The following is a 13,434-nucleotide window of genomic DNA, read 5'->3' on the forward strand; positions in this document are numbered from 1 at the left end:
CATGAATTTACGTAGCATTTTAGATTCCATGGAGCCTCACTTCCATAAAGGTGGTAGGTTCGAAAAGTTTTATGCTTTATATGAAGCAGCAGACACTATTTTTTACACTCCAGGCTACGTGACTAAGACTGGCGCCCACGTACGTGATGGTATTGACCTTAAACGTATGATGATAACGGTGTGGTTGTGTACTTTCCCCGCTATATTCTTTGGTATGTATAACTTAGGGTTCCAAGCGAACACTGCTATGGAAGCCATGGGTGTTGCCCAAGCTGAGGGCTGGCGTGGTAGTTTTGTTTCTGCTATTGCTGGTTTTGATGCGGCAAGTTTATGGGACAATATCCTTTTGGGTGCCGCCTATTGGCTACCTGTGTATATGGTGGTGTTTCTAGTAGGTGGTTTCTGGGAAGTTTTGTTTGCCGCTGTTCGTGGCCATGAAGTAAACGAAGGTTTCTTTGTTACTTCTGTGTTATTTGCTTTGATTCTTCCGCCAGACGTGCCCCTTTGGCAAGCTGCCTTAGGCATTACCTTTGGAGTGGTTGTAGGTAAGGAAGTATTTGGTGGTACTGGCATGAATTTCTTGAATCCAGCCCTTACTGGCCGTGCGTTCTTGTACTTTGCCTATCCTGCTCAAATGTCTGGTGATGCTGTTTGGACCGCAGTAGATGGTTTCTCTGGTGCAACTGCACTAGGTTTAGCTAACACAGGTGGTATTGCAGCTATGGCTGATGCAGGAATTACTTGGGCAGATGCTTTTATTGGCAATATTCAAGGGTCTGTGGGCGAAGTGTCTACCTTAGCTATCTTTGCTGGCGGTGCAGTGCTGCTTTGGACTCGTATCGCAGCATGGCGCATTGTGGCTGGTGTCATGGTAGGAATGATAGCTATGAGCTCGTTGCTTAACCTCATTGGCTCTGACACCAACCCTCTCTTTGCGCTGCCATTCTATTGGCACTTAGTATTGGGTGGCTTTGCTTTTGGTATGATCTTTATGGCCACTGATCCTGTGTCTTCGTCCATGACTCACACGGGTAAGTGGTACTTTGGTGCTTTGATTGGTGTCATGGTGGTATTGATTCGTGTACTTAACCCAGCCTTCCCGGAAGGTATGATGTTGGCCATTTTGTTTGCCAACTTATTCGCGCCTTTGATTGACTACTATGTCACTGAAGCAAACATTAAGCGGAGGGTAGCACGCAATGTCTAATGCAAAAGATTCTGTATCACGCACAGTGATGGTGGCCTTGGTTCTGTGTGTGGTTTGTTCTGTAATTGTGTCGGCTGCTGCTGTGATGTTGCGGGGCAAGCAACAAGAAAATGCTATTAACGAAAAGAAATTTAATATTCTAGCCGCTGCTGGTATTGAAGTAGTGGATGGTGATTTGGAGGCGGCTTTTGCAACCATTACGCCTAAGCTAGTTGATATGCGTACGGGTCAGTTTAGTACTGGCGAAGATGTCATGACATATAATATGCGCAAAGCTGTTAAAGATCCTGCAAAATCACGTGCTTTAACGAGTGAGCAAGATATCGCTAGCATCCGCAAGCAGTCTTTATACAGTACTGTGTACTTGGTTGAAGGCGAGCAGGGTATCGAACGTATCATTTTGCCTATCCATGGCTACGGCTTGTGGTCTACGCTCTATGGATTTATCGCCCTAGAAAGCGACTTAAATACTGTTGCTGGTTTAGGCTTTTACGAGCATTCAGAAACACCTGGATTAGGTGGTGAAGTGGACAACCCTAAATGGAAAGCGCTGTGGCCTGGTAAGAAAGTCTATGCAGATGGATCTTATGCCCCAGCCATTGGTTTAATTAAGGGCAAGGCTCCTGTAGGCGATTTACATAAAGTAGACGGTTTAGCCGGTGCAACCTTAACCAGTAACGGTGTAACTAACCTAGTTAAATTCTGGTTGGGCAAGAATGGTTTTGCACCTTTCTTAACCAAGCTTAAAGCAGGGGAAGCATAATCATGTCTAAGACAAGAGAAATTTTGTTAGGACCAATCTTTACTAACAACCCTATTGCTTTGCAAATTTTGGGGGTATGTTCTGCGCTAGCGGTAACCAGTAGTTTGAACGTCACCATTGTTATGTGTATTGCACTGACTGTGGTAACAGCGTTTTCTAACTTCTTTATTGCTTTGATCCGTAAGCATATACCTAGCAGTATACGTATCATCGTACAGATGATCATCATCGCTTCTTTGGTTATTGTGGTAGATCAGGTTCTTAAGGCTTATGCCTATGAAGTGAGCAAGCAACTTTCGGTATTTGTTGGTTTAATTATTACCAACTGTATCGTTATGGGCCGTGCAGAAGCATTTGCAATGCAAAACCCACCTATTCCATCTTTCTTTGATGGCATTGGCAACGGTTTAGGCTACTCAGTTGTATTGTTGTTTGTGGCTACGGTACGGGAATTGACCGGTTCTGGTACCTTGCTTGGTTTCGAAATCCTACCTTTGGTAACCAATGGCGGCTGGTATTACTCCAACGGCCTTATGTTGCTACCACCAAGCGCCTTTTTTGTAATTGGCGGGTTCATTTGGTTACTTCGTAACTCGAAGGTTGATCAGGTTGAACCTGTTGAATACAAACTTGCCTCGCACACTAAATAGGGTCTGAAACAATGATTGAAGATTATCTAAGCCTATTTGTTAAAGCCGTGTTCGTAGAAAACATGGCCTTGGCATTCTTCTTGGGCATGTGTACTTTCTTAGCGATTTCCAAGAAAGTTAAAACAGCTATTGGCCTTGGTATCGCGGTAATTGCGGTACTCACTATCACCGTACCGGTAAACAACTTAATCTACACCTATTTGCTAGCTGATGGTGCCCTTGCATGGGCAGGTTTGCCAGAAGTTAACCTAAGCTTTTTAGGTTTGATCTCTTACATTGGTGTTATTGCTGCCATTGTTCAGATTATGGAAATGTTGCTAGATAAGTACATGCCAGCTTTGTACAACGCCTTGGGCGTGTTCTTGCCTTTGATCACAGTTAACTGTGCCATCATGGGTGCTGCACTGTTCATGGTAGAGCGTGATTACAATTTTGGTGAATCAGTGGTGTATGGCATGGGTGCAGGTGTAGGCTGGGCATTAGCTATCGCTTCTCTTGCAGGTATTCGTGAAAAACTAAAGTACTCAGACGTACCCGCAGGCCTACGCGGTCTTGGCATTACTTTTGTGACTGTAGGTTTAATGTCACTTGGTTTTATGTCTTTCTCCGGCATCCAGCTGTAAAGCGCACTACACAAGGTATAGATGTATGAATAATGAAATTATCCTCGGTGTATTAATGTTCACCGCAGTGGTTCTCTCTTTGGTAGCGATTATTATAGTTGCTCGTGCCCAATTAGTGAGCTCTGGTGCGGTCACTATTTTTATCAATGATGATCCAGAAAAAGCCATTACGGTTGCAGCTGGCGATAAGCTACTGCAGACACTTTCTGCCCAAGGTATCTTTTTAGCCTCAGCATGTGGTGGTGGCGGTACCTGTGCCCAGTGTCGTTGCATTATTAAAGACGGTGGCGGCTCTATGTTGGCCACGGAAGAAAGCCACTTCACCATGCGTGAAGCAAAAGATGGCTGGCGTTTATCCTGCCAGGTTGCAGTGAAGCAAAATATGGTGATTGAAGTTGAAGAGGACGTATTTGGTGTGAAACAATGGGAATGCACTGTTGAATCTAACCCTAACGTTGCCACTTTTATCAAAGAGCTTACCTTGCGTTTGCCAGAAGGTGAAAGTGTTGACTTCCGCGCAGGTGGTTATGTGCAGCTAGAATGCCCATCACACTCTATCGACTACAAGACCTTCGACATTGACGAAGAGTACCGTGGTGATTGGGATAAGTTTAATGTCTGGCAGCATAAGTCAGTAGTACATGAAGCTACAGTGCGCGCCTATTCCATGGCGAACTACCCAGAAGAGCATGGCGTGGTTAAGTTTAACATTCGTATTGCTTCTCCTCCTCCAGGTAGCAGTGGTATCCCTGCTGGCAAGATGTCTTCTTACGTATTTAACTTGAAACCAGGTGATAAGATGAAAGTCTATGGCCCGTTTGGTGAGTTCTTTGCCAAAGACACAGAAGCAGAAATGATCTTCATTGGTGGTGGTGCTGGCATGGCGCCAATGCGTTCACTCATTTTTGATCAGCTTAAGCGTTTAAAATCTACTCGTAAAACGTCTTTTTGGTATGGCGCACGGAGTATGCGTGAAGCATTCTATGGTGAAGATTACGATGCCCTAGCGGCGGAAAATGCCAACTTTGACTGGCACTTAGCCCTTTCTGATCCTCAGCCAGAGGATAATTGGGACGGCCTTACTGGTTTTATTCATAACGTATTGTTTGACAATTATCTTAAAGAACATGACGCACCAGAAGACTGTGAGTTCTACATGTGTGGACCTCCAATGATGAACGCTGCTGTTGTACAAATGCTCAAGGACTTAGGTGTTGAAGACGAAAACATTATGTTGGATGATTTTGGCGGATAACCTAAAACCCTTGCAACAAATCAGCCTGGCTGCATGGTGTGTATTAATACTCACCATGTTGCTGGGCTGCTCTGCGTCTGAAACACCAAAAATTGAGGCCATTACAGGTTTGTCCATGGGTACCAGTTATACGGTAAAATGGGTCAATCACGAAGGTTACAGCCGCGATGATATTGCTAATAGTGTTGCAGTTGAATTAGCACGGGTTGAATCGAGCATGTCGAACTATATGGATGCCTCTGACCTAAGTGGTTTTAATGGTGCGGAAGTCAACCAATGGCATACAGTGCCGGCAGCAATGGCAAGTTTAGTGGCTCTGTCCCTTGAACTCAGTAAACAAACTAACGGTGCGTTTGATATTACCGTGGGCCCTTTGGTAGATCTATGGGGCTTTGGCCCTGATCCTGTGCCAGAACACATTCCTAGCCAAGGTGCTCTTGATGCATTAAGGCCAGTTATTGGTTATCAATATTTACAGGTGCAACAAAATCCACCTGCCATATTAAAACGTGCTGACAGTGCAATCGATCTGTCGGCCATCGCTAAAGGTTATGGTGTTGATGCAGTTGCCCTATGGCTAGAGGGGCATGAAATTAGCGATTATCTAGTTGAGGTGGGGGGAGAACTTCGTGCCCGGGGCCTCAAACCTGATGGCTCACCTTGGCGCATTGCCATAGAAACACCCTCTTTGGACACTCAGCAAATTTATCAAGTAGTTAAAGTAAGCAATATGGCTGTTGCAACCTCTGGTAACTATCGTAATTATTATGAGCTAGATGGTGTGCGTTACGCCCATACGTTGGACCCTAGTACATTAAGGCCTGTTACCCATAACTTAGCCTCGGTAACAGTCATTGACGCCAGTGCTGCCAAAGCAGATGCCTTGGCTACAGCTTTGATGGTAATGGGTGGAGAGAAGGGAGTGATTTGGGCAACTATGCATCAAGTGCCTGCATACTTTATAATGAAACAATCAAATGGCTTTGTGGCACAATCTACTGCAGGCTTTAGTGGTTATTTGGAGAACTAAATGCAAACCATGATGTTATCTTTTATGGTCTTAATCCTTATAGTTGTGGGTATGGCCGTAGGTGTGTTGATGGGACGTAAACCTATTGCTGGATCTTGTGGCGGTATGACAGCTTTAGGTATGGACGTAGCTTGTGACGTGTGTAAAGGTGACCCAGAGGTGTGCGAAACAGAGCAGCAAAAGACCATCAAAGCGGATAAACTGGCGCAAGACCTAGTAGACAATACTAGCTATGATGCTGGTCGCTAAACACGGTTTGCTCATCTAATAAAAATTCAGTGGTATCGAGAGAAAACATGGCAGATTATGATTACGATCTAGTAGTTGTTGGAACAGGCCCTGCGGGTGAGGCTGCGGCAATTAACGCTGCCAAACTAGGTCGTAAAGTTGCAGTAGTAGAAATGCGCGATGAGGTCGGTGGCGCTTGTGCCCATAAAGGAACCATCCCTTCTAAGGCTTTGCGTCACGCCGTTAAACAGATCGTTGAGTTTAATACCAATCCGATGTTCCGTGCGATTGGTGAGCCTAAAAACTTCTCTTTTCCTCAAGTTTTAAAAACTGCCAGCGAAGTCATTGCTAAACAAGTCATGCTTCATACACAGTTTTATGCCCGTAACCGTGTCGATGTGTTTTTTGGCTTTGCGCATTTTTTAGACCGTAACAACATTGAAGTGCTAGGTCATGATGCCAGCGAAAATTTGCGTTTTGATCAAGCAGTTATCGCTACTGGCTCTAGCCCTTATGAACCAGATGATGTGGACTTTGCCCATCCACGCATTTATACCAGTGACACAGTACTTAATCTAAAGCACACACCGCGAACATTGATTATCTACGGTGCTGGCGTAGTCGGTTCTGAATATGCTTCTATTTTTGCTGGATTAGGTGTTAAAGTTGAATTGGTCGATAACCGTGCTAATCTGCTAGAGTTCCTTGATGTCGAGATTTCAGATTCGCTGAGTTATCATTTACGAAACAACGGTGTACGTATACGCCACAACGAAACTTATAAGAGTGTCTCAGCGGACGATATTTCAGTCTCTATAGAATTAGAGTCTGGCAAGCGTATTCGCGCAGATATGCTTTTGTTCTGTAATGGGCGTTCCGGCAATACCAAAGGCCTTGGATTAGAAAACCTTGGAATTGAAACTAACGGCCGTGGCCAGTTGGAAATTGACCACCGTTATCAAACCAATATAGAAGGTATTTACGCAGCAGGCGACGTAGTAGGTTGGCCAAGCTTGGCTTCTGCTGCATATGATCAAGGCCGTTCAGCCGCTACAGACTTACTAGATTTGCCAGGCTTCCGATTTGTAGATGACGTTCCAACTGGTATCTATACCATTCCAGAAATTAGCTCCTTAGGAAAAACTGAAGAACAACTCACTGAAGATAAGGTGCCCTACGAAGTGGGACAAGCCTTCTTTAAAGACCTTGCTCGTGCACAAATTAGTGGTGAAGTGGTGGGCATGTTGAAGATCTTGTTTAACCGTGAAACTTATGAAATTCTGGGCATCCACTGTTTTGGTGACCGCGCCTCAGAAATCATTCATATCGGCCAAGCCATAATGAACCAAAAAGGCGATGCGAATACTATAGAATATTTTGTAAATAACACCTTTAACTTCCCCACTATGGCGGAAGCCTACCGTGTAGCAGCTCAATTGGGCCTGAATAGAGCTCGACAAGTTAATAACTAAGCTACACTTACGTAACCTGTGATAATTTCATGTGGCGGGTTTTTCTATCCCATTAGGAAACTTATGTTTCAATCTATTGCTTTGACTGTTGGCCTAAGATACACCCGAGCTCAGCGGCAAAACCACTTCATTTCCTTTATTTCACTCATTTCTATGTTGGGCTTAGTGCTTGGCGTTACGGTACTCATACTAGTGCTGTCGGTGATGAACGGCTTTGATCAAGAGCTACGACAACGTATTTTAGGCATGGTACCCCATGCAATTGTTCAAACTGCCAAACCAATTATGGATTGGCAACACCCTGCGAAGCTGGCAATGCAGGTTGAAGGTGTTGTTGGCGTGGCTCCTTTTGTACATGGGCAAGGTATGTTTAACAACCTGGGTAGAGTCCAACCAGTGTTGTTACATGGTATCGAACCAGAAGCCGAAGCTAGAGTGTCTATATTGCCAAATCACATGACCCATGGCACTGTGTCAGACCTCAAGGCTGGAGAATTTAATATTCTTATGGGCGATCTACTGGCTCGCCAATTAGGTGCACGGTTGGGTGACAAGGTGACTTTATTTTTGCCTGAAGCTTCACTGACCGTAGCAGGCATTATTCCTCGTTTGAAGCGTTTCAACTTGGTTGGCATTTTTAAAGTGGGTGCAGAATTAGATGCTAATTTGGCAATTATGCATATTGCTGATGCCAGTAAGCTAAAACGCTTAGGCGGTGGGGTGGAAGGTTTGCGATTGAAGCTGGACGATTTATTCACTGCCCCAGCGAAAGCACAGCAAGTTGCATTGCAATTGCCTGGTCAATACTGGACCAGTGACTGGACAAGGACCCACGGTAGTTTATTTCAAGCCATTCAGTTAGAGCGCCGCATGCTTGGGCTGTTATTGATGCTTGTGGTTGCCGTAGCGGCGTTTAACATCGTTTCTACATTGGTGATGCTAGTGGTTGAGAAGCAGGCTGACATCGCGATTCTGAGAACTCTTGGGGCAAGTCAAAGAGATGTCATGGGCATTTTTATTGTTCAAGGCAGCATCATCGGGTTTTTAGGGACTTTATTGGGCACATTAATAGGTGTTGTGCTGGCACTTAATATTACTGGTATTGTTGACTGGGCTGAACAAGTATTTGGTTTTAAAGTACTTAGCGCTGACGTTTATTTTATTAGTTATTTTCCTTCTCAAGTTAATTTGGAAGATGTGCTTTTAATCAGTATTAGCTCTTTTATCCTATGTGTCATGGCGACACTTTATCCAGCCTGGCGAGCATCAAAAGTAGAGCCAGCAGAGGTGTTACGTCATGAGTAATTGGGTATTACAAGCTACTGGGTTAGTGAAGTCATTCAAAGATGGCGAGCGGCAGGTGGATGTACTTAAAGGTTTAGATTTACAGCTAGCCCAAGCCCAAAGTATGGCTATCATTGGCAGTTCGGGTTCTGGCAAAAGCACCTTGTTGCAGCTGCTGGCAGGTCTAGAACAGCCAGATGCCGGTGAGGTATTGGTTGTGGGTGAATGTTTGTCTGATCTAAACGGTAATCAAGCGGCCAAGTTGCGTAACCAACGTCTAGGCTTTGTATTCCAGTTCCATCATTTATTAGCAGAATTTAGCGCCTTAGAAAACGTTATGCTGCCCCATATTATGGCAGGTAATAAACCTGCTAAAGCAGAACAAAAAGCCTTGGCAATGTTACAAAGGGTGGATTTAGGAGATCGTACTAGCCATAGGCCTGGAGCTCTGTCCGGTGGAGAACGACAACGTGTTGCCATAGCTCGCGCACTAATTAATGAACCAGCATGCTTGCTGATGGATGAACCCACAGGTAATTTAGATCGCCACAATGCACAACAAACTTTGGGGTTACTAAAACAACTGCAGTCAGATCTAGGGACTGCTTTTGTTGCGGTTACCCATGACCTAGAGTTAGCCGGCCAACTGGATTCACAACTAAAGTTGCAAGATGGAAAACTAACGAGCTAGCTAACTAACGTTTACGTTTAAGCCAGTTACGTTTAACCTGCCAGCTCCAAAGTAATTGTACGGTAAAAAAAGCAGCCACAGCCAAAATCAGGCCACCAGCAAAAGAGCCGACATACAGGGGCTTCCATAGCATGTGCAGCTGTTGAAATAGCCAACTCCTAGACCATTCAAAGTCCAACTGATAGGCAGGCGTTTGTAGTATCCAAGATCCAAATTTGTAGTTGGCGTATAAGATAGGTGCCATGGTGAGTGGGTTACTAACCCAAACCAAAGCTACAGACAGTGGAATGTTAGCTTTCCAAACAAGAGCTATGCTAGCTGCTAGGAGCATTTGGAGTGGCATAGGAATCATGCAACAAAAAAGGCCTATAGCGCAGCCCTTAGCTACACTTGTACGTTTGAATCCCCACAACTGAGTATCGTGCATTAACTTGCTTAACCAGCCAAGCGATTGATATTTAGTCAATTTTTCTGGATTTGGGCTGATGCGTTTAAAAAACTTACGCGGCATGAACTAACCTTATTAATAGTAGCGGGTAAGACGTTTTTCAGGCGCAGGCCTTATTCACTGATTATGCGCTTATATACAAACTAAGCCAAGGTTTAGTGCACTCAAGGATGAGACATTATGTATATAAATGGTTTGTTTTTTTTACTGTTTTGGTGTTTAGGTTGGGCTGAGTTCGGCTTTGTAAATGGCCTCTACCTAGTCATCGTGTTATTGAGTGGACTTTTAGTAGCTTATACACGTCGCAAAGCCGCCTTAGGCCTGATTACATTTTTGCTGGCCAGTGCGGGCCAGTATGATCATGTTTATAGTCAGTTTCCTCAGCCATGGGTTGGTAAGGATCTACGTATCAATGCTTGTGTATCCAAACTTACATCTAACTATGCGGGCCTCAGTCTGCTCCTAAGCGATGCTCAAGTCGATGTGCCTATAGTGGCAGATAACAAAGGAGCTAAACCTGTCTATAAGGCGTTGTCACAACCGCTGCTTGGGAAAGTAAAAGTGAACATTTATCCCTATACGGACGTTGCTCAACCTAAACTAAAAGCCTTGGATCAAGCCTTGGGCCTAGCAGGTTTAATTGGCCACAAGGTTGAATTGATCGTGCGTTTAAAAGGTGCTAAAAACTACCACAATCTGCAAAATTATGACTATGTTCGTTGGAGCCAGCTAGAGGGCCAAGTAGCGTCTGGTTACGTTAAGCAATGGCTCGTTACCGGAAACACTTGTAGCGTTATAAGTTCGCCAAAGTTGTCATTGGAACAGCTGCGCGAGAAGCTATGGCAGGGCTTACAGAGCTATGCCGAAACACGATCTATGTCGCCTGAATCTATTGCTTTGTGGGGCGCTCTTGTTGTTGGTCAAACCTCAGCTCTAACAGCAAAACAATGGCGGGTGCTAGCAGCTACTGGCACAACCCACTTGCTGGTGATTTCTGGACTGCACGTGGGTTTGGTGGCCGTGTTAGTGATGCTTTTGATGCGTTTATTGATATTGCCCTTTAGTATCCATAGTAGTTTGGGTATACGAGTGGGTGCGTGGGTAGGTTTAGGCGCCGCCATAGGTTTTGCGTTGCTTAGTGGTTTTGGTTTGCCAGCACAGCGAGCGGTTATTATGTTAGCTGGTCTGATGTGGGGCTCTATGTGGGGTTTGCAGTTGAGCTTTACTCAACGATTATTTATCGCGTTTTTTGTGACTCTTGTCTTGCAACCCATCAGCGCCTCCAGCTTAGGCTTTTGGTTGTCTTATACTGCTGTATTTGCCTTAGGTTTAGTGTGGTATCAGTCAGCTAGTCAGCGATGGTGGCATCGGGTTATACAGTTATTAGCAGCCCAAGGTGCTTTGTCTTTGTTGTTAGTGCCCGTGATTGCATTGGGCACTGGCTATGTGAGCCTTGTTGGCCCCCTAGTAAATATCTTCTTAGTGCCGCTGTTTAGTGTGTTGCTCATTCCTGCCTTACTACTAATTAGTATTGCTACAATTTTTACCACCCTTCCACAGTTTTTTTTCACTGGCATAGACATAACCTTGTCCTTGTTATGGCAAGGGTTAGAATCTCTTGCAGGATTCACTTGGTCTCAGGTGTTTGTGGCTTGGTTGCCACTCGAAGTCTGGGTGTCTACCTTAATAGTTGGGTGCCTCTGTCTAGTTATAAGGCGTTGGCACTGGCCAGTATTGATGTTACTGATGCCGCTTGTGTTTTTTATAATGATTCAGATCTTTGAAACCAATTTCCCTAAAAGCCAAACTCATATTCAGCCACGGGTTGTAGTCACAATGTTAGATGTAGGCCAGGGTTTGAGCGTTTGGGTGCGTCAAGGCGAACAAAATATGCTTTATGACGTTGGTAATCGTTATCGCAGTGGTTTTAATTTGGTAGACGCAGTGATTTTGCCAGAGATGCTGGCCCAAGGTGTGAACCAGCTTGATGTGTTGGTAATAAGTCATTGGGATATGGATCATAGTGGTGGCCTAGATGCGTTGCTGCAGCAGCAAACGGTGCAACGTCTAATATTACCCTCAGAAAGTAAAGCAAAACGGGAGCAAGACCTAGTTACGGCTGCAATAAAGGTGAGTCGTTGTGTTAGTACAGCTTGGGAAAACCTCTGGCAAGATTCTGATGACAAACTTATGTGGCGCCAAATTGCTTTGGCAGATTATGGCCTATCAGGCAATAATGCCTCTTGTGTGATATTGCTTAATGTATATGGTAGGCAGGTGATAATTGCTGGAGATATTGAAGCTAAGGCAGAAGATTTGTTGGTGAAAATTGCTAGTAAATCAGGCGGCATGACCCTTGCTAGCGACGTGCTGATCGCACCCCATCATGGCAGTAAAACCTCATCTACAGAAAAGCTTTTAACCCAGGTAAGGCCTGCATACGTGTTGGTTTCTGCAGGGAAAAATAATTCATATGGCCACCCCCATGAACAGATTACCGATACCTATTGGCGCCATGGTAGTCATTGGTATAACACTGGCCGTCACGGTCAAATACGGGTGGTATTTGAAACTAATGGTGAATATCAAGTGATCCCATATGTGCCCTAGCGGTGCTATACGTAAGCACTATATATAAGTGCTTGATAGCACTCTGGTGTGGGTTATAATAATGTCATAGAGGCATGTATTACAGATTAATCTGCAGTAATGTCAAGCGATGGCGAATCGATAGACAAATGATAGCTAAGTATGGGCTCAATATGGAACCAAGGTGACTCAGAAATTACTCAACGCATGGTATAGAGGGGCTTGGTGGTTATACTTATTATGGCCCTTTGCTAGTCTGTACTTATGGCTTAAGGCTTGGCACCTGTCTAGGCAAATTAAAGCGGGCATAAACCCGCTACCCCTAGTGGTAATAGGAAACATTACTATTGGTGGCACAGGTAAAACACCTTTAGTGGTAGCCCTTGTTGCGGCCTTAAAAAATAAAGGTTTGCGCTGTGCAATTATCAGTAGAGGGTACGGGGGTAAGGTAGGGCCCGGGCCACATTGCGTAAGTACAGAAGATGACGCTCATACCGTTGGCGATGAGCCGTTATTATTGAGTCAGTTAACTGGTGTACCCGTAGTAGTAGGTTGGTGCCGAAAATCCAGTATTGCTTGGCTAGCACAGCAACAACAATTTGACTTAGTTATTAGTGATGACGGTTTGCAGCATAGTGCTATTAAAGGTGATGTGGAGTGGTGTTTGATTGACGGTAGCCGAGGCATTGGTAATGGTTTATGCATTCCAGCTGGCCCCCTAAGAGAACCTGCTATAAGGCTCTCTCAAGTGGACCAAGTATTCACCACTGGTGTGCCTAACGGCACTATAAGTAAACAATTATTGCAACATATGCAAGGTAAAGCGCTATGCCACCTTATACCTCAACTCGACCAGCTAAAGCGGGTATACGATAACCTAGTTGTACCCTGGCCTGATGTTCAGAATCCAATTTATGCAATCGCTGCTATAGGTCACCCAAAACGTTTTTTTGACGATTTACGTCATCGTGGCTACGAGGTTGACGGCCAAGAGTATGCAGATCATTATCAATTCAAAGTACATGATCTGCCCAACTACAAACTCATTATGACTGCCAAAGATGCTGTTAAATGTAAGGTATTGGCCCAAGCTAACAACAATCAACCACCAATGCCTTGGTTATACGCAACTCAATCATTAACTATTGCACCTGCGCAAATCGACGCGCTGTTGTTACAATTAGGTTTATAACC

13 protein-coding genes are annotated in these 13,434 nt (G+C 44.6%); 12 read left to right on the top strand and 1 reads right to left on the bottom strand.

From position 1 onward, the window contains the following. Window position 1 precedes the first annotated feature (1 nt). The 10 genes from ABXT70_RS06260 (at window position 2) to ABXT70_RS06305 (ending at window position 9,203) form a co-directional block, all read left to right on the top strand. Window positions 2-1,207: an NADH:ubiquinone reductase (Na(+)-transporting) subunit B gene (locus ABXT70_RS06260; RefSeq protein ID WP_443642315.1), complete on the top strand. Its 1,206-nt coding sequence runs from the start codon at window positions 2-4 to the stop codon at window positions 1,205-1,207. After that, window positions 1,200-1,970: a Na(+)-translocating NADH-quinone reductase subunit C gene (locus ABXT70_RS06265; RefSeq protein WP_443642316.1), complete on the top strand. Its 771-nt coding sequence runs from the start codon at window positions 1,200-1,202 to the stop codon at window positions 1,968-1,970. Before ABXT70_RS06260 ends, ABXT70_RS06265 begins: the two co-directional genes overlap by 8 nt. 2 nt (window positions 1,971-1,972) lie before the next feature. Continuing rightward, the gene (locus ABXT70_RS06270) at window positions 1,973-2,620 is read left to right on the top strand and encodes an NADH:ubiquinone reductase (Na(+)-transporting) subunit D (RefSeq protein WP_443642317.1); all 648 of its coding nucleotides are present in this window, start codon (window positions 1,973-1,975) and stop codon (window positions 2,618-2,620) included. Between the two features lie 11 nt (window positions 2,621-2,631). Continuing rightward, window positions 2,632-3,243 (top strand): NADH:ubiquinone reductase (Na(+)-transporting) subunit E, encoded by a 612-nt coding sequence (gene nqrE, locus ABXT70_RS06275; protein WP_443642318.1) that lies wholly within the window; start codon window positions 2,632-2,634, stop codon window positions 3,241-3,243. Between the two features lie 25 nt (window positions 3,244-3,268). Further along, window positions 3,269-4,498, top strand: coding sequence for an NADH:ubiquinone reductase (Na(+)-transporting) subunit F (nqrF, locus tag ABXT70_RS06280; protein WP_443642319.1), 1,230 nt, complete (start codon window positions 3,269-3,271; stop codon window positions 4,496-4,498). Beyond that, on the top strand, window positions 4,458-5,528 hold the full coding sequence (locus tag ABXT70_RS06285) for an FAD:protein FMN transferase (RefSeq protein ID WP_443642320.1): 1,071 nt from the start codon (window positions 4,458-4,460) through the stop codon (window positions 5,526-5,528). The genes nqrF and ABXT70_RS06285 overlap by 41 nt, the downstream gene beginning before the upstream one ends. After that, window positions 5,529-5,777 carry a (Na+)-NQR maturation NqrM gene (nqrM, locus tag ABXT70_RS06290; protein ID WP_443642321.1) on the top strand — a complete coding sequence of 83 codons (249 nt, stop codon included), beginning with the start codon at window positions 5,529-5,531 and terminating at the stop codon, window positions 5,775-5,777. 47 nt (window positions 5,778-5,824) lie between these two features. Continuing rightward, window positions 5,825-7,228, top strand: a complete 1,404-nt coding sequence (gene sthA / locus ABXT70_RS06295) for a Si-specific NAD(P)(+) transhydrogenase (RefSeq protein ID WP_443642322.1) — start codon at window positions 5,825-5,827, stop codon at window positions 7,226-7,228. Window positions 7,229-7,291: 63 nt separating this feature from the next. Continuing rightward, window positions 7,292-8,533 (top strand): lipoprotein-releasing ABC transporter permease subunit, encoded by a 1,242-nt coding sequence (locus tag ABXT70_RS06300; RefSeq protein WP_443642323.1) that lies wholly within the window; start codon window positions 7,292-7,294, stop codon window positions 8,531-8,533. Next, the gene (locus ABXT70_RS06305) at window positions 8,526-9,203 is read left to right on the top strand and encodes an ABC transporter ATP-binding protein (RefSeq protein WP_443642324.1); all 678 of its coding nucleotides are present in this window, start codon (window positions 8,526-8,528) and stop codon (window positions 9,201-9,203) included. The genes ABXT70_RS06300 and ABXT70_RS06305 overlap by 8 nt, the downstream gene beginning before the upstream one ends. 4 nt (window positions 9,204-9,207) lie before the next feature. Here the strand turns inward: ABXT70_RS06305 and ABXT70_RS06310 are convergent, their stop codons facing one another. Then, window positions 9,208-9,714, bottom strand: coding sequence for a DUF2062 domain-containing protein (locus ABXT70_RS06310; RefSeq protein WP_443642325.1), 507 nt, complete (start codon window positions 9,712-9,714; stop codon window positions 9,208-9,210). Window positions 9,715-9,831: 117 nt separating this feature from the next. Here ABXT70_RS06310 and ABXT70_RS06315 point away from each other — a divergent pair, with 117 nt between their 5' ends. Continuing rightward, entirely contained in the window at window positions 9,832-12,261 is a 2,430-nt protein-coding gene (locus ABXT70_RS06315; protein WP_443642326.1) for a DNA internalization-related competence protein ComEC/Rec2, read from the top strand. Window positions 12,262-12,424: 163 nt separating this feature from the next. Continuing rightward, window positions 12,425-13,432, top strand: coding sequence for a tetraacyldisaccharide 4'-kinase (gene lpxK / locus ABXT70_RS06320; protein ID WP_443642327.1), 1,008 nt, complete (start codon window positions 12,425-12,427; stop codon window positions 13,430-13,432). Window positions 13,433-13,434: the final 2 nt, after the last annotated feature.

It is taken from the genome of Candidatus Njordibacter sp. Uisw_039, assembly GCF_047730075.1.
GTDB lineage: Bacteria > Pseudomonadota > Gammaproteobacteria > Pseudomonadales > Balneatricaceae > Njordibacter.

Coding starts and splice junctions, on each gene's coding strand:
- ABXT70_RS06265 (WP_443642316.1), top strand. CDS start 1,200: ATGTCTAATGCAAAAGATTCTGTATCACGCACAGTGATGGTGGCCTTG.
- ABXT70_RS06260 (WP_443642315.1), top strand. CDS start 2: ATGAATTTACGTAGCATTTTAGATTCCATGGAGCCTCACTTCCATAAA.
- ABXT70_RS06270 (WP_443642317.1), top strand. CDS start 1,973: ATGTCTAAGACAAGAGAAATTTTGTTAGGACCAATCTTTACTAACAAC.
- sthA (WP_443642322.1), top strand. CDS start 5,825: ATGGCAGATTATGATTACGATCTAGTAGTTGTTGGAACAGGCCCTGCG.
- ABXT70_RS06305 (WP_443642324.1), top strand. CDS start 8,526: ATGAGTAATTGGGTATTACAAGCTACTGGGTTAGTGAAGTCATTCAAA.
- nqrF (WP_443642319.1), top strand. CDS start 3,269: ATGAATAATGAAATTATCCTCGGTGTATTAATGTTCACCGCAGTGGTT.
- ABXT70_RS06315 (WP_443642326.1), top strand. CDS start 9,832: ATGTATATAAATGGTTTGTTTTTTTTACTGTTTTGGTGTTTAGGTTGG.
- nqrE (WP_443642318.1), top strand. CDS start 2,632: ATGATTGAAGATTATCTAAGCCTATTTGTTAAAGCCGTGTTCGTAGAA.
- ABXT70_RS06300 (WP_443642323.1), top strand. CDS start 7,292: ATGTTTCAATCTATTGCTTTGACTGTTGGCCTAAGATACACCCGAGCT.
- nqrM (WP_443642321.1), top strand. CDS start 5,529: ATGCAAACCATGATGTTATCTTTTATGGTCTTAATCCTTATAGTTGTG.
- ABXT70_RS06310 (WP_443642325.1), bottom strand. CDS start 9,714: ATGCCGCGTAAGTTTTTTAAACGCATCAGCCCAAATCCAGAAAAATTG.